This window comes from Sphingobacterium anhuiense, from assembly GCF_042686355.1.
Classification (GTDB): Bacteria; Bacteroidota; Bacteroidia; order Sphingobacteriales; family Sphingobacteriaceae; genus Sphingobacterium; species Sphingobacterium anhuiense.
Genome location: NZ_JBHUPE010000005.1, coordinates 519,239 through 541,306 on the forward strand (window position 1 = coordinate 519,239; position 22,068 = coordinate 541,306).

A 22,068-nucleotide genomic window follows, 5' to 3' on the forward strand; every position below is an offset into this window, starting at 1 on the left:
ATATTTTAACTGCTTCTAAAAATACTAATTATTATTTTTTAGAGATAATAATTTTTCTTAAAACTCTAGTTAAGATAATAAACCGATATAACTTAAATATGATTTTTTTTAGTTCAATAAGACAATTGTCAGAAAGCAACTTATTGCATGCCTGTAACTATGTACTTAACATCTTTTCTGTAAAAAACAGTAAATATCAATTAAATAAATTGATTGAGTCTCATTTGGAATCTAATTCTCTATTAGCTGTAAAAGATGTTTTACTAGAATATGGAATTGAAAGCGTAGCTATTCGAAAGGGAGATTATTCCTACTCCGATTTTGAAACCCCATTTATAGTTTCTATACAACAAGAAGGTTGGTCAAATGCTAATTTTGCAGTAGTGACGGAGACTGATGATCAATATTTATATTATCTTGAACCAATAAAAAACACCATTAAGAAAATCTCTTTCGCTGAATTTGGAAATATTGATAAAGGAATTATTTTGTTGCTCGATGATGCTACGAAAAAAGATGAAAAGGATTACGCAGTTAACAGAAAAGATGAACGAATACAATCTGTTATAAAAAATATACCCATTTATCTAATTCTGTTTACAATTCTAATTAGTAGTATAGATATACTATCAAAAGGTACATCAATAACCTCTTGGATAGGTTTAAGTTTTTTGTTAAGTAGTTTTATTGGTTTAACGATTTCGACGATTCTTTTATGGCATGAGGTTGATGCACACAATCCTTTTATTAAAGAGGTCTGTGGTGGGAGTGGAAAGAAAATGAATTGTGACGCTGTTTTATCTTCAGCTAAGGTATCATTTTTAGGAATAAGTTGGTCCACATGGGGATTTGCCTTTATGGCAACACTATTTTTTACTCAAATTATTTATGCAGGTCAATTAAACCAATTGCTAGTAAGTTCCTATATTTCTATTATAGTTTCACCTTATATCTTCTTTTCCATTTATTATCAGGGACGTATTGTTAAACAATGGTGCCCATTATGTTTGGTGACTCAAATAATCCTTGCTGTAAATGCAATAATGGGTTTTGTTTTTATCAGTTTGGATTATATCAATATATACCAAATTGACTATTACAGTATTGTAACTACTGTATTTCTAGGTTTACTATTTTTAGTTACTTCATACTTTGCTATACCTATTCTCAAAAGTGCTAATGATAGCAGAGACTATGCAAAGAAATGGAAAAAGCTTCGCTATAATCCCATAATTTTTCAAGCGATGCTTGATAAAAGTGAGGCAATAACAGTGTCTACAGAAAATTTAGGTATTCTGGTAGGAAATCCAGATGCTACAAATGAAATTATCAAAGTATGTAATCCTTATTGTGGACCATGTTCTAAAGCACATCCTGAGTTAGATGAAATTATCAAAAAAAATCCTGATGTTAAAGTTCGGATCATTTTTACAGCTTCGGGTAAAGAAGAGGATAGAGCCACAGCTCCTGTAAGACATCTATTGGCTATTGAACAACAGTTGGGTAATCAGGCAGTACATCATGCTTTGGACGACTGGTATCTAGCTCCTGATAAAGATTATGAAGTATTTGCTGCCAAATATCCAATGAATGGTGAATTAAAACAACAGTCCGATAAAATTGAAGCAATGAGTGGTTGGTGTGACAAAATGAAAATAAGGGTTACTCCGACAGTATTTATTAATGGAAAAGAATTGCCTGATCATTATAGTATAACGGATTTAAAGAACTTTTTCTAGATTAAGAATGCCCGAGCCGGTTGCAAACGATCTCGGGCAAACAGAAGGCTCCTTGAGAAAGCCGTCCTACGCTATTCGGGTGATGTGAATAGCATAAAATAAAAAGCAAAAATAATGAAAAAATTAAAAATTGGAGTAAAAGGTGTAATAGATACACTTTCTCGCGAAGAACTAAAACAAATCTTAGGTGGTGTTAGTGGTAGTGGAAGTAGCAGTGGTGGTAGTGGTGGCTGTATAAGATGTACTACAGATTCTGGAATGTCAAGTTGCTATTTTACTACTGGATCTCCGGAGGCCCTTTGTGAGAGAGTGTATCCAAACCAGCATGGGACGTGGGAAGCTTGGTATGATTGTAATGGATGTATAATGAATTAAGATCCACTATAGCATGGTAATTAGAAAATTACCATGCTATAAAATATATTAAGAAAATTTATTTTAATCAGTTTCATGCTAAAACGATTTCCACATTATAAGCAAATGGATGAGATGGACTGTGGTGCCACCTGCTTACGTATTTTATTTAAATATTATGGTCAAATCGTATCTATTCATAAAATTAGAAGGCTTTGCCAGACGACCAAAAATGGAGTCAATCTGCTCGGAATTAGTGAAGCTGCTGAAAAACTTGGGTTTAGGACATATGGCGTGCGACTATCCTTGGAACAATTACAGGAAGCGGAAATGCCTTGTATATTGCACTGGAATCAAAATCATTTTGTAGTACTCTATAAAATAAGAAAAGGAAAATATAATATTTCAGATCCAGCCCAAGGTTTGATTACTTATGATGAAAAGGAGTTTGTTAAAAATTGGTTTTCAACTAAAGAATTATATTCAGGTCTTTCGTTATTATTAAGTCCTGCTCCGAATTTCTATCAAATAGAGGAAGACGAGCCCGAATCAACTTTAAAATGGTCTAGAATTTATATTTATTTTTATAAATATAAGAGATTATTTATTCAGATATTTTTGGGAATGCTGTTGGCAACAGTATTGTCGCTGATAGCTCCTTTTCTCACGCAATCTGTTGTTGATATTGGAATTAATACCAAAAATATCAGTTTTATTAACTTGATTTTGATTGCACAATTGATGCTATTCTTTGGAAACACGGCAGTCTATTTTATACGTTCCTGGATTATGCTTCATATCACTACACGTGTCAATATATCAATATTGACAGATCTGCTCATAAAGCTTATGAAGCTTCCTATGCAATTCTTTGATGTTAAGACACATGGCGACATCATGCAACGCATGTCCGATCAACAACGAATTGAGTCTTTTCTGACAGGCAATACTTTGAACACATTGTTTTCTCTTATCAATATGTTGATCTTCGGTACATTACTGTTGGTATATAACAAAAGTATCTTTCTGATTTTTTTAGTATCGACTACTTTATATACTTTATGGATATTGGCTTTTATGAGATACCGTCGAGAGCTCGATCATAAGCGCTTTAAAATAGCCTCGGAAAATCAGACTTACATGGTCGAGATGATACAAAGTATCAAAGACATCAAGCTCAACAATGCGCAAAAGCAGAGACGATGGGGATGGGAAGGTTTACAAGCTAAGCTTTTTAAGTTTAAAGTGGAAAGTTTAGCTCTTTCTCAATATCAGTCCATAGGATCTATGGCTATTAATCAAGCCAAAGGAATATTGATCACTTTTATCAGTGCGAGAGCAGTCATCGATGGTGAAATTACCCTTGGCGGGATGATGGCGATTCAATACATCGTTGGTATGGTGAGTAATCCGGTAGAATATTTATTGGAATTCATGCAGTCTTACCAAGATGCCAAGATCAGTCTGGAACGCCTGAACGAGATTTATGAAACTGATGAAGAGGAGGATATTCAGAAAAGTTATTTGACCAAACTTCCTGATAACCTGACTATTGAAATACGAAATGTAACCTTTCGATATTTTGGTGCTGGAAATGATCCTATTTTCACAAAGCTGAACCTAACCTTACCAACAGGCAAAACGACCGCTATCGTAGGAGCCAGTGGCAGTGGAAAGACAACCATACTGAAACTACTGTTACGTTATTATGAACCCGAGGAAGGTGAAATCTTAATTGGAGGGAAAAGACTCGACCAGATAGACTTTGGATTATGGAGGGATAGTTGTGGTTCAGTACTTCAGGAAAACTATGTTTATGCCGATACTATTGAACGAAATATTGCTATTAATGATGAACATCCTGATGTTGATAAATTACAAAATGCGGTTAGGACAGCCAATCTAGAAGATTTTATCGCCGATGAACCTTTTGGTCTAGCAACGAAAATAGGAACTGCAGGAAAAGGCATTAGTCAGGGACAGAGACAGCGGTTAATGATTGCACGTGCAGTCTATAAAGATCCTGCCTTTATCTTTTTAGATGAAGCAACCAATTCATTAGATGCAAACAATGAGAAGGAAATTGTTGAGAAATTAGATCATTTTTTTAGTAAACGTACAGTCATAGTTGTTGCGCACCGGTTAAGTACAGTTAAAAATGCAGACAATATCGTTGTCTTGGAAAAGGGGGAAATAGTGGAACAGGGTACACACCAAGAGTTGACTATACTGAAAGGGAAATATTTCGAATTGGTGAAAAATCAACTGGAGTTGGGCAATTAAAAGAGTAGACGATCATGTCAAAAAAATATAAGAATACTGAAACAGTACATTCCGAAGATCTTCAGGAGATAATTACTAAACCACCATCTTGGCTTCTCAAATGGGGAATATCTGTGATACTAGCTACTATAATTATTATCTTGAATCTTTCTGTTTTTATCACTTATCCAGAAATGGTGTCCGTATCAATGAAATTTAACACGAGCAATGCTCCTAAAGTTTTAGTCAGTAAAGTAAATGGTAACCTTAGTAAAATATTGATTAAGGATGGTGTATGGGTAGAAAAAAACATAGATATTGCTTATATGGAAAGTATCGCTGACCATCATCAGGTATTAATGATATTGGATCGCTTAAAAAAACTACGAAATAATGAAGAACAATTGATAGATATAGAAAATCTTGTTAATCCCACTGAATTAAATTTGGGAGAACTTCAAAATAGTTACCAAAGTTTTCATCTGGCTTATTTAAACTATAAAGCAGTAAATAAAGCAGGAATATTTGAAAAGAGGAAAAATTTTGTTCAAAATGAAGTTCAAAATATCGATGAACAGAAAAGTAGGATAGAACAAACCTATGAATTACAGCAAAAAGAATTAAGATTGGCTGAGTCTGAATATGAAAAGTATAAGATACTGGCTTATAAAAAGGTTATCAGTCAATCGGAGCTTGAGCAAAAAGAATCTTTATTATTATCTAAAAGACAAACAATTCCTTTAATTGAAAATACCCTGTTAAGTAACCAGATTAACCGAATGTCTAAGGGCAAGGAAATATCAGAATTATCAAATCAGATCTTTGAAGAGCGAAAAAAATTTTTTCAAGCAGTTAATACTTTTATTACTGATGCTGAAAACTGGAAAAGACAATACGTAATTTCTTCACTATCCAGTGGTATTTTAATTTATGGTGATTTTTTACAAGAAAATCAATTAGTAAAAGTCAATGATGTTTTGTTCTATATCAATGCAAATAAAGACGATTATTATGGAGAGGTTTTGATACCACAAGGCGCATCTTCAAGGGTTAAAAAAAATCAAGATGTGTTGATTAAAGTTAAAAGCTATCCATATCAGGAGTATGGGTATCTAAAGGGGAAAGTTACCTACATAAGTGATATTCCGATTAGAGACTCTATATTCTTTTCCAAAGTAGATATAATACGTAGTGTGCAGGATTCTTCTATCAAATTAAAACCTGGTTTACGTGCTGATGCTGAAATAATCACAGATAATCAATCAATTTTTAAAAGGATATGGCTTAACCTGACTAAAAATTTAAAAATTTAACCCGTATTATATAGATTTAAAACATCAATAACCATAATTATGGAAATACCAACTTATATCATAAACTTAAAACATCGTACCGATCGTTATAAAAATATTGTTCAAGAATTTGAAGATAGAAATGAATTTAATTTAACAGTTTTCACTGCAGTAGAAAATAAAATCGGATCTATTGGATTATGGCAATCTCTACTTCAGATAATTAACATTGCGAAATTGAATAAATTGGGGTACGTATTGATTTGTGAAGATGATCATTTATTCACAAATGAATACAATGTTGAGAAATTAAATGAACAAATAAAATATGTTTCAAAAATCAGAGGTGAAATACTTTTGGGAGGAGTAAGCTGGTTTGATTATAACGTCAAGGTAAATGATGGATTGTATTGGATCAATGAATTTACTGGAACTCAGTTCCTAATTGTTTTTGATAATTTTTATGACAAGATACTTGACTATAAATTTTATGAGGGCATCGAAACAATTGATTCTATGATTTCAAAATTATCAGATAAAATTTTTGTCTCCTTTCCCATAGTTTCCATTCAACGGGACACAGGATATTCAGATGTTACTCAAAAAAATGATTCTAAAGGAGTGGTTCAGGCGCTATTTAATAAAGTGAAGCTAAGAGTGAAAGCTATAGACAAAATGGAAAAACATATATTATCTACAAAGTATTCATACTATGGAAGTAATTATAATGACATACGAATTCCTGCATATGTTATTAATATTGATGAGCGATATGACCGGTTGGAACATATAAAGAGCCAATTCGCAAATAAAAACGAATTTGAACTTGAATTTTTAATTGTACAAAAGGAAGAGAAGAGAACAATGGGTTTATGGAATAATATCAAAAAGATCATATCGATGGCAATAGAAAGAGATGAAGATATTATCATAATTTGTGAAGATGACCATGTATTCTCCGGAAATTACAATAAAGAGATATTGTTTGATTCGATATTTCAAGGTGCTGCATTAGGTGCGGATATAATTCTAGGCGGAATTTCAAACACTACACAAGCTATTGTTGTAAGTCCTGAACTGTGTTGGATTGAATCTTTTCAATGTACGCAGTTTACAATTTTATTCAAGAATATTTTTGAACAAATTTTATCGGAACCTTTTCATGAAACAGATGCCGCCGATTTAATTCTTTCCATGATGACTGCTAATAAGTATGTTATTCATCCATTTATATCCAGACAAAAAGATTTTGGATATTCAGATATTCCAATAGAAGGTTTTGGTACAGATCAATATGATGGTATGTTTGAGAATTGTGAAGCAAAAATAAGTAGAATTCGAGATGTTAAAAAATTACTAAACTAATTCCCGTAAAAATAATAATTGATAATATTTGATTTCAAGTAGTTTAGATGTGTCTGTGTTTTTTTAAGAAATTAGATGTAGATTATAAGAAAGTGTGGTACTATGGTTGTATTTGTGATATACTTAAAAAGATTCCTAATGGATGGGATATCTAAATATTCAAATTTGACTGAATACATAGGTGTGCTAAATTTTACTCAAAGTAGTTTTGAAGCGGTAATTGTATAATACTTTCAATTATATTTTTTAATCATATAATTGAAAGTGTTTTTATTTATATGGTAAAATCTTTTAGATGTTTATTTTGATGCTTTTCAATTCACTTGATTTAGATGGGTAAAAAAGTTTACGTAATGATTAGTATTGTTTTAGAATCAGATATTTGATTGACATATCTTGCAGTTATAAGTTTTTTTTAATATAATCTTCTTAAAAATGCAAATTGTGAAAAATTGGTCAGTAATCATTTTAATGATATTTTTTGCTTCTCATTTGACCGCTCAGAACTTTATGGCGGGTGGGCGGCAACATTTGCCTCCGAAACCGACTAAGGTAGCAGGTGTAGCTATCCCTGTAAAAAGTTTGGACGGTGAATGGGAAATTAATCTTAACCCTACTGCTACGTCTATTTCTGATAAAACTATTTCGGCGAATTGGCAAAAAATTATGGTGCCAGGCGAGGCCATGATGCAAGGGTTTAAAATAAAGCATGACACTGCCTTCGTGTATCGTAAAAAAATAAACATCACCGAAAATACCAAAGGTAAACGTCATGCTGTGCGTTTCAACGGTGTATTTAATCATGCAAAGGTTTATTTTAATGGAAACCTCGTGCGTGAGCATTTTGGTGGGTTTACCGCGTGGGATGCGGATATAACGAAGTTTATCAAACCTGGTCAGGACAACTGGTTGCATGTGGAAGTGACGGATCGTGCGGATGATATTTCTTATGCCTCTGGGTATGCACATCATACTATAGGCGGGATCACACGAAAAGTTGATTATGTTATCTTACCAGAAAGTCCTGTTCAATATCTATACGCTAAATCATGGCTTACTAATAATTATACGGATGGAACATTAAGTATACAGATGGAGTTACCTCAAAGTAAAGACTTAACGGCGTATTATGAGTTAATTGATCCTTCTGGAAAAAAAGTATGGTCAAAACCGAGATCTTTAAAAGCTACCGGTAATATCTGGAAAGACAGTATTGCTGTCCCAAAAGTAAGTCCTTGGACAGCGGAGTCACCTTTTTTATATAAGATGATCTTAAGTGTTATAAAAAATGGTAAGACTCAACAAACGATTGAACAGCTGGTTGGGTTTCGGAGTATCGAAATTAATAAAGACAATGAAATGTTGGTGAACGGCAAAACTGTAAAGCTACGGGGGGCTTGTAGACACGATATGCATCCTACGCTTGGTCGTAGTACCAATCGGGCACAGGATAGTGTGGATGCTGTACTGACTAAAGAATCCAATATGAATTTTATCCGTACTTCACATTATCCTCCTACAGAAGACTTTCTTGAGTTCTGTGACCGATATGGAATCTATGTACAGGAAGAAACTGCAGTTTGTTTTGTGTTGGACTGGCGCGTAGCACCCTATAATAAATTTGAGACACAGAGCAATTCTTCCTATACGGATCGTTACCTTGGTCAGTTGAGTGAAATGATAGATCGGGACAGAAACCATGCTTCTATTGTGATGTGGTCTATCGGGAATGAAAGTAATTGGGGTACTAATTTTCAAAAATCGTATGAGTTTGTAAAATCTGTAGATAAGAGCAGACCCGTTTCTTGGTCTTTTCCAGCAACAGCTTTGGATCAGGGGAAAAGAAATTTTGATATCCTGGTATCGCACTATCCGGCATATAATGGTAAATATAGTGATCTAGGCAAGTACGAGAAAAATATGAAAGGGGATTTGCCAATTATTGGCGATGAGTGGGTACATGTGAACTGTTATAATACCGATTTGAGCACTTATGATCCTAATGTTAGGGATTTTTGGGGAGTGAGTATGGACTCTACTTGGACCTATCGTTTTGATGTGAAAGGCTATCTTGGCGGTGCTATCTGGGGAATGATTGATGAAACTTTTACAATGAAAGATGGTATGACGGGATACGGTCCTTGGGGAATTGTTGATGTGTGGAGAAGGAAGAAAACAGAATTTTGGAATACTAAAAAAGCTTACTCACCAATTAGAGTGTTATTAGGTGATGTTAAAAAAGCAACAGGTAGTATCATATTGCCACTTCATAATCGCTATGATCATACTAATTTGCAAAGTATCAAAGCAACAGCTTTAATTAATGGTAAAGAAGTTGCTATTGTCATGCCAGACGTGGCACCCCATGCTAAAGGTGAAATGATTATTCCGGTCTCGACTCCAACTTCGTCGGTAAAGGTTCAGTTTAAAGATAAAACAGGTGCATTGATTGATGAGGAGTTGATCAATATGGAAGGTGAACATAAAGCCCGTGCAATCGTATCAACAGGTGTTTGGAAAGTGGCTGATGAAACTGATCAATTAACGCTAAAATCTGGGGATTTTACTTTTAAAATCAATAAGAAAACGGGAGCAATTGATCAGGGGTCCGTAAAGGATGTAGCTGTAATTACAGGTAATCCGCTTTTAGTCGTGAATAGACCTAAAGATGCTGGTGTACTCAAAAATACAGATGCCATATTATCGGGCGATTATCGTGTTGCTAACTTTAGTTTTGATCAGCTTAGTAAAGAGGTATTTGTAATACATAGCAAAGGTGAAGTGGATAAGTATCCGGTTGAGATGGTTACCTCTTTATATCCTAACGGGCAAATTAAAATAACATACAGCGCGGACAGTATTCCTGCCTATACCTGGGATATAGGGGTAGGTGTGCCTGTCGCTTCTGATCTGGATAAAATAAGCTGGGATCGCAAGGGGTATTGGACAACTTATCCTGAGGGACATATGTCAGCTTTAAAGGGCACGGCTAAAAAAGTGTATAACAGCACTGAATCTTTTGGTGTCAAACCAAATTTTGAGGTATCTCATTCGATGTCGGATTATTTCCTTACTAAAAAAGATCCTGCGGTACTTTATAAAGCAGAAATGTCTGCATCGGGAATTTATCGAGCTAAGAAAGAAAATATTTATAGTTATACTGTTTCGGGAGATCAGGGTGCTTTAAATGTTGTCAGCGATGGTAAGCAAGCTGCAAAAATGAACGTTAATAAAGATGGAAGCCAACAATTGCTCGTAAGTGATAAATGGGATTATTGGACGATTAGCTGGGGTAATTATCAAGGGACTCGCAATAAAACCAAGAAATCTTCAGGAACCGTATTTTTACAGTTGAAGTAAAAATTTAAATAAAGGTGTCTCTAAAAGACACCTTTATTTATTGGAAGCGTTTAAATAATGAGGGTTTGGCCAGAAAAATCATATTATTTACTTGTGTTTTATGATCTTTTTCCAGTACTAATGTAAATCTTCAGTTCCTTAAACGAGTAAAAAATGGTTATTCATTTTATATACTAAACAAGTTGATGTAAGAGTTTATATGTAGGAATGAAAATGAAGAAAGCACACCAGTTATTACTGGGTGTGCTTTCTTTATATAATATAATTATTAGATGAAATAAGGGTCTTCTAATAATACTCTAAGAGTTTAATACCCTGGATTTTGCTGGTCTTTCATGTTTGGAGCATTGTCTATGTCTTTTTGAGGGAAAGGCATCAAATAGTCTTTCTCTTTTCTGAATATTCGCTTTTCAATTGATCCTTTGGTTTGCCCGCCATTTAATACGATTGATTTATTTAGTATCTCCTCGGCAATTTTCCATCTTCGAATATCAGAATAGTAAAGACCTTCTCCGGCAAATTCTATTCTTCTCTCATGTCTGATTCGTTCACGCATCTGTTCTTTGGAGAGACCAGATGGAAGAGGAGGCATATTAACCGTAGGTCTAGCTCGCACTTGATTGATCGCTGTGTATACATCATTGGTTGGGCCCGAAATTTCATTAAGTGCTTCAGCATACATAAGCAAAATATCTGCATACCTAATGACAATTCCATTAATCTGCGAAAGACCAGTACCGCCAATTGCATTACTAAGATTTGTATTATTGTCATATACAGTGTATTTTTTATAACTGTAACCGGTATATACTCCAGGCCAACCATCAGCTGTTACAGGATAAGGAACGGAGTTGTAAAGTACTCCTTTTCTGAAAATCGTCTGATCAAGTCTTGGATCTCTATTATTGTTGGGATCTTTGGGATCAGCAATTGGATTGGTAGTCGTATACTTACTTCCATCTTTCATTTCATACTCATCTACCAGATCTTGTGTAGGTTCTATTGAACTCCATCCTGGAGAATTTGTTGGAGCATATATACCTAAATAAATGTCCCAACTCGTTGGAAATCTTGGTTGCAAAAATTGGATGTCAAAAATCACTTCGCTGTTATTCTCATTTGCTTCTAAAAATAGGCTACGATAATTCGGAAATAAGGTGTAACCCATTTTCATAACTTCAGATGCTGATTGAGCAGATTTTTCCCACTTGTCTTGGTAAAGGTAAATACGAGTCAGAAGACCATATGCTGAACCTTTTGTGACACGACCTTTTTCACTAGCTTCATTTGGAAGCATCTCTGTTGCTGCCGTTAAATCTTTTTCAATCTGTGCATACACTTCTTCTTTAGTGCTTTTTTTTGCATTCATCTGCTCAAGATTAGGGTTGTCCAAAATCATAACAACTCCCCCCCAATAATTAACAAGAATGGAGTAATAATAAGCTCTTAAAAAATATGCTTCTCCTTTCATCGTAGCTTTTCGACCTTCGTCCATTTGAACTTTATCGATATTTGCTAGAAAGTTGTTTGTTGCCGAGATGCCTCCGTAAGCACCATTATACATATTTCCCATCCCTCCTAGATCATTGGGTGTCTGTGCACTCAGAGAGATATTTTTCCATCCTTCCCATGGATAATTGCTATATGCGTTAGGAGTTAGTACATCTAGATAGGGCAGTACTTCTGTTGTGACATCCCAAAGTGCAGAATAACAACCAATGTTTGCAGCTTTAGCATCTTCTTCTGTTTTCCAAAACACTTCTGGTGAAATGGAATCCTGCGGGAGTTTGTTTAAGAAATCTTTTTGGCACGAGGTAGTTAGAATAGCTAAAGCCGCTATACTCATTGAGATATATTTTTTAGTGTTCATGATAAGCTTTATTTAGATTAAAATTTTAGATTTATACCTCCCGTAATCATCCTAACATTTGGATACTGTGCAGGAGACATATTTGCTAAGTCTCGTTCGGGGTCAAGTCCTTCAAACTTGGTGAACGTGAAAACATTCTGTGCATCAATATACACTCTAATCCCGCCCATTTTGAGTTTAGAAAGTAGACTGCTAGGCAACGAATAACCTAATTGTATATTCTTAACTCTTAAAAACGAGGCGTCTTGAAGCCAAAAGCTATTGTCTGCATAATTTTGACTGTTGGATGCACTATATTGTACTAATCTAGGAAGTTTTGCATTGGGATTTTCTGGTGTCCATGTATTGCCAGCTTCCCATCTTTTTGATACTCCTGCACCATTTAGGAAAGGAAAATATAACTCACTTCCAACATATGATTCAACATCTGCAACACCCTGTAAATTAATACGTAGGTCTACACCTTTGTAACTTACGTTAATATTAGCCCCATACGTCCAGGTTGGTATTGGTTTGCCCACAACTTGTCGGTCATGAGCATCGATGATACCATCAGGTTTTCCCGCAGGACCACTGAAATCTTCAAATTTAATATCACCAGGTTTAGTAGGGACAGCATTTTGCTTCGGGCTGGAATCTACTTCTTCCTGCGATTGGAATATACCTAAAGACTTCCACATATAGAATGCATTTATAGCTTCTCCTTGTAATAATGCGTTTCGTCCGATTTGTGGATCAGGTATGTAGTCTATCTTATTTTTTACATGGGTCAGATTAAAGCCAGCATTAATATCCACTTCTCCAATTTTATGAGTATAGTTAGAAGATAATTCCCATCCCTTGTTGCTTACAGTTGCTAAATTTCTGAAAGGGGCATTTCGTATTCCTATGAAATTTGGAAGTTGGATCTGACGTAAAATACCCTCGCGTTTATCCTCAAAGTAGTCAAATGTGACATTCAATTTTCTTTTTAATAAAGTGGCATCAAATCCAATATTTGTTTTTGTACCAACCTCCCATTTAATATTTTCATCAACGATGGACATCTGTGCAATTCCTGTTGCGATATTGTCACTTAAGGGGTAAAATCTAGCAAAAGCAAGTGTCGGAATATATGCATACAAATCTCGTTGATCATTGAACCCCATACGATCATTGCCAGATTTACCCCAGGAAGCACGAATCTTTAATTCGTCAAAAAATGTTTGATTTTTCATGAAATCTTCTTGGGTAATTCTCCATCCGGCAGATATCGATGGAAAGAATCCCCATCTGTTTTCTGGAGAGAATCGTGAAGAACCATCGTATCGTGCAATACCTTCAAGTAGGTATTTCTCTTTATATGCATAATTAAAGCGCCCTATATAGGAGCGAAGTGCCCAACCATATGTCGTTCCATTTGTGAGTGGTGTAGTAAGCCCGGCATTTATTTCAGTTAATGTATTGTTGACGAATCCCATTATCGATCCCGATAAAGTCCGGTATTCTTCTTCCTCTTGACTGTATATTCCCGCTATCGTAAAATCATGATTTTCTGCAATGATTTTGTTGTAAGTCAAACTACTAAAAAGTGTTTTATATAGAGTCTTATCCCAATTATTGCTCGCATTAGGGCCTGAGGCATTCATTGTTGAAGTGACAGTTAATGTTTTTGGGTTATAGACAAGAGTTTTGGGAACAAAAGTCTGATTATCATTTGTTGAATAATTAACACCTCCTGTAACATTAAATTTTAATCCATCAAGTATTTTATAATTTAAAAATACATTGGTATTAAAGTTTCCATATGCACTGTGGTTCTTTCCTTCATTAACCATAGCGAGTGGATTTCGGAATTGAGCATTGACTGAATTAACCCATGTAGAAGCATATTCACCATTTGAGGTATAGGTACCATAGTAAGGAAGTGTACGATAGAGTTCCGTAAATAAATTACCTGAACCATTAAAAGATTCTTTTCTGTTTTGGTAGCGAATACCGGATCGTAAACCTACATCTAATTTATCATTGACTTTAGTATCTATGTTGGCTCTGAGATTATAGAGTTTTGCATTTCCATTTTGAACAATTCCATCCTGATTGGTATAACCCAGTGATAAGTTAAATTGGGTGTTCCCTTCCCCGCCAGATATACCTAATTGATTGGTCTGAATGCTAGCGTTACGCATGATCAGATCTAACCAATCCGTGTTGGGATAAATATTGGGGTCTTTACCATTTTGGTATTCGTTAATCGTTTCTTTACTAAAAAAGGTGGGACTTCCTTGATTTATAAGTGCCTGATTATATAAGTTCATATAATCTACCGAATTTGTAATCATCTCAGGAAGTTTGGTTGCTGTTTGTTTCCCAAAAGATGTCGCGAAATCGATTTTAACTTTACCTTTAGCACCTTTCTTCGTTTGTACAAGTATAACTCCATTTGCTGCTCGGGAACCATAAATGGCGGCAGAGGCATCCTTTAGAACTGAAATAGACTCAATATCATTTGCATTTACTGCTCCCAGTGATCCCACTATTCCATCAATAATAACTAATGCATCACTTGTTCCTATAGTACCGATTCCTCTCACTCGTATGTTAGCTCCATCACGACCGGGCTGTCCAGACTGTTGGTTTACCCATACACCTGGTACCTGTCCAGAAAGTGCTTGGGTTGCATTTGTAATGGGTCTGTTGGATATTGCATCAGATTTCATTACACTGACGGCACCAGTTAATGTAGCTTTCTTTTGTGTACCGAATCCAACTACTACAGTTTCCTCCAGCATATTAACCTCCGTGTCGAGTGTAATAGTAAGGTTAGCAGGGTTTGTACCGATAGGAACTTCTTTTGAAATATAACCGACATATGTGATAACCAATGTTTGATTGGTTGTAGCATTCAGGTTGAAATTACCTTCTGAATCGGTTTTAGTTCCAATTGACGTTCCTTTTACTTTTATGGTTACTCCAACTAAAGGTTTACCTGATTCATCAGTAACTTTTCCTTTTATTTGTTGGTTTTGAGAGGTTTGCTGTGCATTTATTAGCGCATAATGTAATGAGCTTGCTTTTGTCATCGGGACAGTCCCAAACAAAAGCACAAATGCAGTCATGCTTCCCGTAATGTTAACGTTTAGCTTTCTTTTCATAGGTTTAATTTTAGTTTATTGTTTTGAGGATATTGTTTACAATCGTTTGTTTAAATAGGCAATGATATTATATGAAAATTACCTACGTAATATCATCCACATTTCTGTTTAGTATCAAAATTTATTGATCGTGCTAGTCGTGATTTATATTGAACTGTAAAACTAGTATGAGAAAAAAAGAATAACCAAAACTTTTCTGACATGTATTAAAACTATTTTAACTTAATGATGGGGCATGTTAAAACTTATCAATCGTATAAGGGTAATATAGTGTCATTATAGGGTAAATAACTTTATGTAAAGTAGGCTGTTTTACTAGGTCATATATTTTTATGAAGTTCCTTTATTAATAATTGGAGTTTTTGTCTAATTAATCTTTTCGATTTAAGATATTAAGTGATAATATTGGATCAAAGCTTGGTAAAATAGGCTTTGCAATATGAAATTGGTCATAAGTATCTTTACATAACTATTATTTACTTCACTTAAGATTATGAAAAAGCCTAGAAAATGTGGACTGTATACGACTGTTTTATTTTGTTTGTGGATGATTGCCCCATCTTATGGTCAAATTACTGAAAGGCCTCGTCCTAAAGAATGGGATCTACTTGTTGAAGGTGCTCGCTTTAAAGATCGTTTTCTACCTATGCCTAATGGAAAAGTTATAGTTGCGAGTGATTGGGGAGCGGAGGGAGTGCGGAAACGATACATTGATAATGGAATTGAAGATGGTGAGCGATCGTACTGGGGCGGTAACATATTAAAAGGCGATGATGGTAAGTTTCATCTTTATGTATGTGGATGGCCTGAGCGTTCAGAGAAAGGACATATGGAATGGCCGAATTCAATTGTATACCATACGGTTAGTGATCATTCAATTGGACCATACAAAATTGTTGACACTATAGGTAAAGGTCATAATCCTGAAATTTTCAGAGCGAAAAATGGTAAATATGTTATTTATGTGATCAATGGTTACTACATATCTGATAGCTATAACGGCCCTTGGAAGTATGAGAAATTTGTATTTGATCAACGGGATCGTCCTATCATCGAAGGTTTGTCAAACCTTACCTTTGCAAAGCGTGAGGATGGATCTAATTTGATGGTGTGCCGAGGTGGTGGTATCTGGTTTAGTGAAACAGGTTTAAGTCCTTATAATCAGATAACAGATAAACGCGTATATCCAGCTGTTGAAGGAGAGTTCGAAGATCCAGTTGTTTGGCGCGATCATATTCAGTATCATCTTATTGTAAATGATTGGTTGGGACGAATTGCTTTTTATCAGCGTTCTAAAGATGGTGTAAATTGGATAACTGATCCAGGAGAAGCTTATACCACTGGTATATCTTTTCATCAGGATGGTGTAAAGGAAGATTGGTTTAAGTATGAGCGCATTAAAGTGTTGCAGGATAAGTACGGTCGAGCTTATCAGGCTAACTTCGCCGTTATTGATGTTTTAAAGTTGGAAGATAAACCGAATGACCAACATAGTTCAAAAAATATTTCGATTCCATTGAACCCTGGAATGCTGATGGAAATGTTGAATACAGAACTACCATCTTTAAATACAAAATTTGTCCGTGTCAAAGTGTTAAAAGAGCCTAATTTTGATCCTGCTAAGGAATTGGATTTACAAACATTGCGATTTGGAAAATCAGAGCTTGTTAATTATGGAAAAGGGAGCCGTGCAACTAAAATAGAAAACATAAAAGATGGGGTTATCATTACATTTGAGAATATTGGGCATGGGTTAACTCAAGATGAATTTGCTCCAAAATTAATTGGTAAGTCTAGGTCGGGAAAGCTTCTTTTTGGTTATACCAGAGTGCCTTGGGTGGCATATAACGAAGCGATTTTATCAGCTAGAAAGCCGATCGTGGATAAAACAAAAGATCAGCAAGTTTTCGAAGTACAGGTGGATAATTTTGGGCTAGTGAAATCTAAGGAAAGTAAGTTAGAATTATATATTCTTGATGGTGAAAAGAAAACTTTGATCGCTAGTGGACCGATAGCTCCACTTGATCCTTATGCCATGAGCAAAATTAAATTAACAGGAATTATTCCATTAACAAAGGGGGCGAATAATCCAATGAAACTTGTTATTCACGAAAAAGGTGTTCAAAAGTCAACATTTAATTTTGATTTGAAACTTGATTAATCTTATTTTTTGATGTAGGAAATCCAGCAAGTATACATTTGCTGGATTTTTTAATTTTTAGTGTATGTGGGTAAATTTTCAATAATTTATACTGAAAGAGATGTTGTATGTGATATTATGAGGTATTATAGTTTAAGAAAGAGTTAGTTTAGTTGCAGAAAAGACGATTTTTATTATTCATTTTTGAAACGTACATGATCTGTAATCCGAGAGGGATTTTTTTATCATGAGTAAATATCTAAAATCTAAATAAATGAAATCATTATTAGTCCTTTTCTTTGGATTTCTTTCCCCGCTTATATTATGGGCGCAAGATATTGTTGTTCCAAGATTAACGCCTTTTCCTGATCATATCCAATCTACAAAAATAGATTTGAATGGGAAATGGTTATTTGATGTTGATCCGAGCGAAAGTTTCTGGAAGTCTCCGCAAGCTGTAGATTGTAAGAATATACAGGTTCCGGGCGAATGGGTGATGCAAGGCTTTGAAGTAGAGAAAGGAGCTAAAGCGGGCTATTTTCGTCAATTTGAAATTCCTGTAAGTTGGAAAGGACAGCGCGTCAAGCTTAGAAGTAATGGGATCTTTAGTGAAAGTACAGTTTATATTAATGGTAAGAAAGTAGGAAGTCATATAGGGGGATTTACTCCTTTTGAGATCGATGTGACAGATTTTGTTCACTATGGTGCTACTAACCAGATCACCATAGCTGTGCGTAGCGAAAGTTTGGCTGATTCCTTAGCGAGTGCATCACGTTATGCTGTACATGCTCTTGGTGGCATAACTCGAGATATATTCTTGTTTGCGATCCCAGAGACAAATATTTCTTCTTTTCATGTGGTTACTGATTTTGATGCGACCTATACTGATGCGGTATTGTCTGCGGATGTACAGTTGTCCAATGAATCTATGAAAGCCAAAGGTGCTCTTAAACTAGCATTTAGTTTGTTGGACACAGAGGGAAGATCCGTTGATTTAGGAAAATCGGAATATCTAGTTGATGAATTGAAAAATGGTATAAATTTAAATCGTAGTCTAAAGTTTCAGATTCGTAAGCCTCATCATTGGACATCTGAGTCTCCTTATCTATATACGTTAATTTGTGAATTAAGTGATGGATCGGGTGTTTTACATCGTACAAAGCGAAGAGTTGGTTTTAGAGAGCTTGAAGTAAGAGGAAACCAGTTTTTGGTCAATGGAAAACCGATCAAGTTAAGAGGGGTCAATAGACATGAAGTGATGCCACTGCGAGGAAGATCTTTGGAAGGTGATATTTGGGCTAAAGATGTTAAGTTGTTTAGAGAAGCCAATGTAAATTATATTCGTACATCGCATTATCCTCCTGATGAGAGATTGCTTGAGGCTTGTGACGAGCTTGGTATGTTTGTAGAGGTTGAGGCTCCATTTTGTTGGGCACATGAGACTGCTATTAAAAAAGAGGATATGTACCCTCTTCTGGTGAATCAACATATTGAGATGGTTAACCGGGACAGGAGTCATCCTTCTATTATTATGTGGTCTTTAGGAAATGAGTCTAATCTTTATAAAGAGTATTTTAAGGAAGCTGGTGAAGTTATTAAAAAGATGGATCCATCCCGTCCCCGGATATTCAGTCAATGGGGCCCGGATGCTGATAATGGCGAGCTTGAGGTGACGAACCATCATTACCCTGGTCCAACCGGTCCAGATATGTATCGCAATAGTAAACGTCCGGTTACTTTTGACGAATATATCCATGTAAATTCTTACAATCGTTTTGAACTATCGGCAGATCCCGGTGTAAGAAATATGTGGGGACCGTTATTGGATAAAATGTGGACAGCTATGTACAACAGTCAAGGTGTGCTTGGTGGCGCAATCTGGGCTGGAATAGATGATACTTTTTTCTTACCTAACAATAAGGTTGTCGGATATGGAACATGGGGTCCGTTGGATGGCTGGCGTCGGGCGAAACCCGAGTACTGGAATATGAAAAAGTCATATAGTCCAGTAAGACTTGAACAGCGTGGAAATTTATCAAATGACGGTGTCGTATCTTTTGATGTCGACAATCGTCATAATTTTACGGATCTGTCTGCTTGTCGATTTGAATGGCGCTCTGGTCAGGATAGTGGAGTTGTACAAGTGAATTTACCTGCCAGAAGTAAAGGCCATTTTGATATCGATCTGAAGAATGAAAAACACTTGGATCAGGAAATTTATTTGAAAATAATTTCTCCTTTAGGTTTTGTAATAGATGAATATTTATATTCTCTGAAACCGGGGATAGCGGCCGCGGAGGTTGAAAAGAAAGGTTCTGTCAGTTTTGAAGAAAAAAATGAGGCTATCCTTGTTAAGGACAAGAACAAGGTGTTTGAAATCAATAAGTCTGATGGGCTTTTAAAAGTTTATGATGTCCATGGTAACAATTTGATCAATCAGGGTGCTACATTGATGTTATTACCGCTCAACTCGGAAGGCAGGGGTATTCAAATGGTTGGTAAAGATCAAAATTTTGAACCTTTTAACCCTGTTTGTGAGAACTGGGTATGTCAATCGGTGGTCTATAACACACAGAAAGATAGTTTAACTATACTTGTTAAGGGTACATACAAAGAAGCTGAAGGAGCATATATTTATGTGTTTAAAGCAAATGGCGTATTAACGGTTAGCTACGATTTTGAATTGAGAACTGCAGTATCACCAAGGCAGGTTGGATTGGTATTTGAAATACCTAAAGAATTTAATAATTTAGAATGGAAACGTCGTGGATATTGGAATATGTATCCGGAGGATCATCTCGGGTCATTGACTGGTCATGCTGTCGCTTTTAATCCTGATCTACCTGTTTCTGCTTCGGCGGGACCATCTGCCTTACCCCACTTAGGTTGGTCTTTTGATCAGACAGATGCAGGTTCGAACCTCTTTAGGGCAACGAAAGAAAATATTTACTCAGCTGATTTGTCGAATTTAGATGGGAATAAGGTTAAGGTCTTAGGTAATGGAAAACAACATTTCAGAGCTTGGATAAGCACGGATAAAAATAGTATTAATATGTTGGTCGCAGATTACAATAATGCTGGACGTGAAGGTTTTCTATCCTCTCATGCAGAGGTTGACTATCGTCCCTTAAAAAGGGGGGACCGTGTAACTGGTAAAGTAATGTTACGGTTTGAAAAATAAAAAGAAATAAAATTATAAATAAGAATATAAAGTCCAGACAGATTAACTTCGACTGGACTTTATATTTATTAATGATTTTTCGAGTATCAATTTATCGATATTTACTAGCAATGAAGCATTATTTTTTATTTCAGCAACTCATTTTTGTACTCGCTTGGAGTAATTCCTTTTGTAGTTTTAAAAATCTTGTTAAAATTTGATAAACTGTTAAAACCACAATCATAAGCGATATTTCCAATCTGGTTTTTATCTTCATTAATGAGTTTACATGCTTGACTAATACGGACTTCATTGACAAACTGAATAAATGTTTTTTGCGTGCGGGTTTTAAAATATCTACAAAAAGCATGTTTGGTCATATTCGCTATTTTGGAAACTTCCTCTAAATTTATTTCTTTAGAAAAATTGTCGAATACATGTCGGAAAATTTTATCAATCTTTTCATTGTCTTTAGCAATGTAAGTATTTGTATATCCTGGGCTTGAAAGAAAACTATATTCCTGAGAATTTAACATTTTTTGGAAAAGCTCAAGTAAGAGAATCGTTTTTGGGATACCCTCACTGCTTATCATTTTTTGTAAAATACTTTTCAGGTCATTTTTTAATTTACCATGAAATATTAGCCCTCTCTGAGATTGGGCAAAGAACTGCTCGAGTTTGGATGTGTTAAAAAAAAGGGAAAGTGTACTAATTAACTTATCCGGCTCAAAGTATAATGCCATCGAAGATGCCGCATGGTTAATATTTAAATCTTGACTGTCATTGTGCCAAACATGTGGTAAATCTGATCCGATGAAGGTCAGTTCATCACTGGTAAAAGTATCTAAACTATCTCCTATCATGCGACGACCTTCGCTTTTGACAATGTATGTGAATTGACATTCTTTATGAAAATGAAATTCCGTTGAAAAAAAAGGTCGGTTTATTTCACGTGTTACAAATATATTGGTTTCAAATCCTTCTAAAACTTTTGCAAATACGGGCTTCATGTATATTGATGGTTTTTTAGGTTCTATAAATGTACATAGCTAATATAAGATTAGTTTTAAGTAGTCACAAGTATTTCCTGTCTCGTATATTGTAATTCACAGGGTTGTTACATTCTAGTTGCTTAGAAGATATAGTTAGATATTTATTTAGTGAAAAATTGAGCTACGAATTTTTCAATTTAACTTGGTCAATTACGAGTTTATCCAATATTTTAAGATTAAAAGTTCTTATAAGTCAGTGTTATTTTTTAATTACTCTTTTTTGTTAATTAATTCTAAACTTTTAGTTGTTTTCATTTTTCTTTTGTTTTCTTCTTTTATGTTGCTTTAAACGTTTTAATTTGTGTATTTTGTCATTTTTATATGAATTATATTTGATATT

Annotated in this window: 11 protein-coding genes; 8 read left to right on the plus strand and 3 right to left on the minus strand. The window is 35.0% G+C overall.

Annotated features, from left to right (window positions below; genetic code table 11):
* The first annotated feature begins 98 nt into the window (after positions 1–98).
* From ACFS6I_RS14125 to ACFS6I_RS14150, 6 genes are all read left to right on the plus strand, one after another.
* Positions 99–1,739, plus strand: a complete 1,641-nt coding sequence (locus ACFS6I_RS14125) for a vitamin K epoxide reductase family protein (RefSeq protein ID WP_380921567.1) — start codon at positions 99–101, stop codon at positions 1,737–1,739.
* Positions 1,740–1,853: 114 nt separating this feature from the next.
* Entirely contained in the window at positions 1,854–2,114 is a 261-nt protein-coding gene (locus ACFS6I_RS14130; RefSeq protein WP_380921569.1) for a hypothetical protein, read from the plus strand.
* 75 nt (positions 2,115–2,189) lie between these two features.
* A complete protein-coding gene (locus ACFS6I_RS14135) occupies positions 2,190–4,376 on the plus strand; it encodes a peptidase domain-containing ABC transporter (RefSeq protein ID WP_380921571.1) in 2,187 nt (728 codons plus the stop codon).
* A 14-nt stretch (positions 4,377–4,390) separates the two neighbouring features.
* Positions 4,391–5,668: an HlyD family secretion protein gene (locus tag ACFS6I_RS14140; protein ID WP_380921573.1), complete on the plus strand. Its 1,278-nt coding sequence runs from the start codon at positions 4,391–4,393 to the stop codon at positions 5,666–5,668.
* 39 nt (positions 5,669–5,707) lie between these two features.
* Positions 5,708–7,012: a hypothetical protein gene (locus tag ACFS6I_RS14145; protein WP_380921575.1), complete on the plus strand. Its 1,305-nt coding sequence runs from the start codon at positions 5,708–5,710 to the stop codon at positions 7,010–7,012.
* Between the two features lie 435 nt (positions 7,013–7,447).
* Positions 7,448–10,372: a glycoside hydrolase family 2 protein gene (locus ACFS6I_RS14150; RefSeq protein ID WP_380921577.1), complete on the plus strand. Its 2,925-nt coding sequence runs from the start codon at positions 7,448–7,450 to the stop codon at positions 10,370–10,372.
* Between the two features lie 307 nt (positions 10,373–10,679).
* Here the strand turns inward: ACFS6I_RS14150 and ACFS6I_RS14155 are convergent, their stop codons facing one another.
* Both ACFS6I_RS14155 and ACFS6I_RS14160 read right to left on the minus strand, forming a co-directional pair.
* Positions 10,680–12,242: a RagB/SusD family nutrient uptake outer membrane protein gene (locus ACFS6I_RS14155; protein WP_380921579.1), complete on the minus strand. Its 1,563-nt coding sequence runs from the start codon at positions 12,240–12,242 to the stop codon at positions 10,680–10,682.
* A 17-nt stretch (positions 12,243–12,259) separates the two neighbouring features.
* Positions 12,260–15,376, minus strand: a complete 3,117-nt coding sequence (locus ACFS6I_RS14160) for a SusC/RagA family TonB-linked outer membrane protein (RefSeq protein WP_380921581.1) — start codon at positions 15,374–15,376, stop codon at positions 12,260–12,262.
* 493 nt (positions 15,377–15,869) lie between these two features.
* Between ACFS6I_RS14160 and ACFS6I_RS14165 the strand changes: the two genes are divergently transcribed.
* Together ACFS6I_RS14165 and ACFS6I_RS14170 are read left to right on the plus strand one after the other, a co-directional pair.
* Positions 15,870–17,537, plus strand: coding sequence for a glycoside hydrolase family protein (locus tag ACFS6I_RS14165; RefSeq protein ID WP_380921583.1), 1,668 nt, complete (start codon positions 15,870–15,872; stop codon positions 17,535–17,537).
* A gap of 253 nt (positions 17,538–17,790) precedes the next feature.
* On the plus strand, positions 17,791–20,697 hold the full coding sequence (locus ACFS6I_RS14170) for a glycoside hydrolase family 2 TIM barrel-domain containing protein (protein ID WP_380921585.1): 2,907 nt from the start codon (positions 17,791–17,793) through the stop codon (positions 20,695–20,697).
* A 125-nt stretch (positions 20,698–20,822) separates the two neighbouring features.
* On the opposite strand, the gene ACFS6I_RS14175 is transcribed toward ACFS6I_RS14170, so the two are convergent.
* A complete protein-coding gene (locus tag ACFS6I_RS14175) occupies positions 20,823–21,686 on the minus strand; it encodes an AraC family transcriptional regulator (protein ID WP_380921587.1) in 864 nt (287 codons plus the stop codon).
* Positions 21,687–22,068: the final 382 nt, after the last annotated feature.

Coding starts and splice junctions, on each gene's coding strand:
- ACFS6I_RS14135 (WP_380921571.1), top strand. CDS start 2,190: ATGCTAAAACGATTTCCACATTATAAGCAAATGGATGAGATGGACTGT.
- ACFS6I_RS14175 (WP_380921587.1), bottom strand. CDS start 21,686: ATGAAGCCCGTATTTGCAAAAGTTTTAGAAGGATTTGAAACCAATATA.
- ACFS6I_RS14165 (WP_380921583.1), top strand. CDS start 15,870: ATGAAAAAGCCTAGAAAATGTGGACTGTATACGACTGTTTTATTTTGT.
- ACFS6I_RS14150 (WP_380921577.1), top strand. CDS start 7,448: ATGCAAATTGTGAAAAATTGGTCAGTAATCATTTTAATGATATTTTTT.
- ACFS6I_RS14125 (WP_380921567.1), top strand. CDS start 99: ATGATTTTTTTTAGTTCAATAAGACAATTGTCAGAAAGCAACTTATTG.
- ACFS6I_RS14145 (WP_380921575.1), top strand. CDS start 5,708: ATGGAAATACCAACTTATATCATAAACTTAAAACATCGTACCGATCGT.
- ACFS6I_RS14130 (WP_380921569.1), top strand. CDS start 1,854: ATGAAAAAATTAAAAATTGGAGTAAAAGGTGTAATAGATACACTTTCT.
- ACFS6I_RS14160 (WP_380921581.1), bottom strand. CDS start 15,376: ATGAAAAGAAAGCTAAACGTTAACATTACGGGAAGCATGACTGCATTT.
- ACFS6I_RS14170 (WP_380921585.1), top strand. CDS start 17,791: ATGAAATCATTATTAGTCCTTTTCTTTGGATTTCTTTCCCCGCTTATA.
- ACFS6I_RS14155 (WP_380921579.1), bottom strand. CDS start 12,242: ATGAACACTAAAAAATATATCTCAATGAGTATAGCGGCTTTAGCTATT.
- ACFS6I_RS14140 (WP_380921573.1), top strand. CDS start 4,391: ATGTCAAAAAAATATAAGAATACTGAAACAGTACATTCCGAAGATCTT.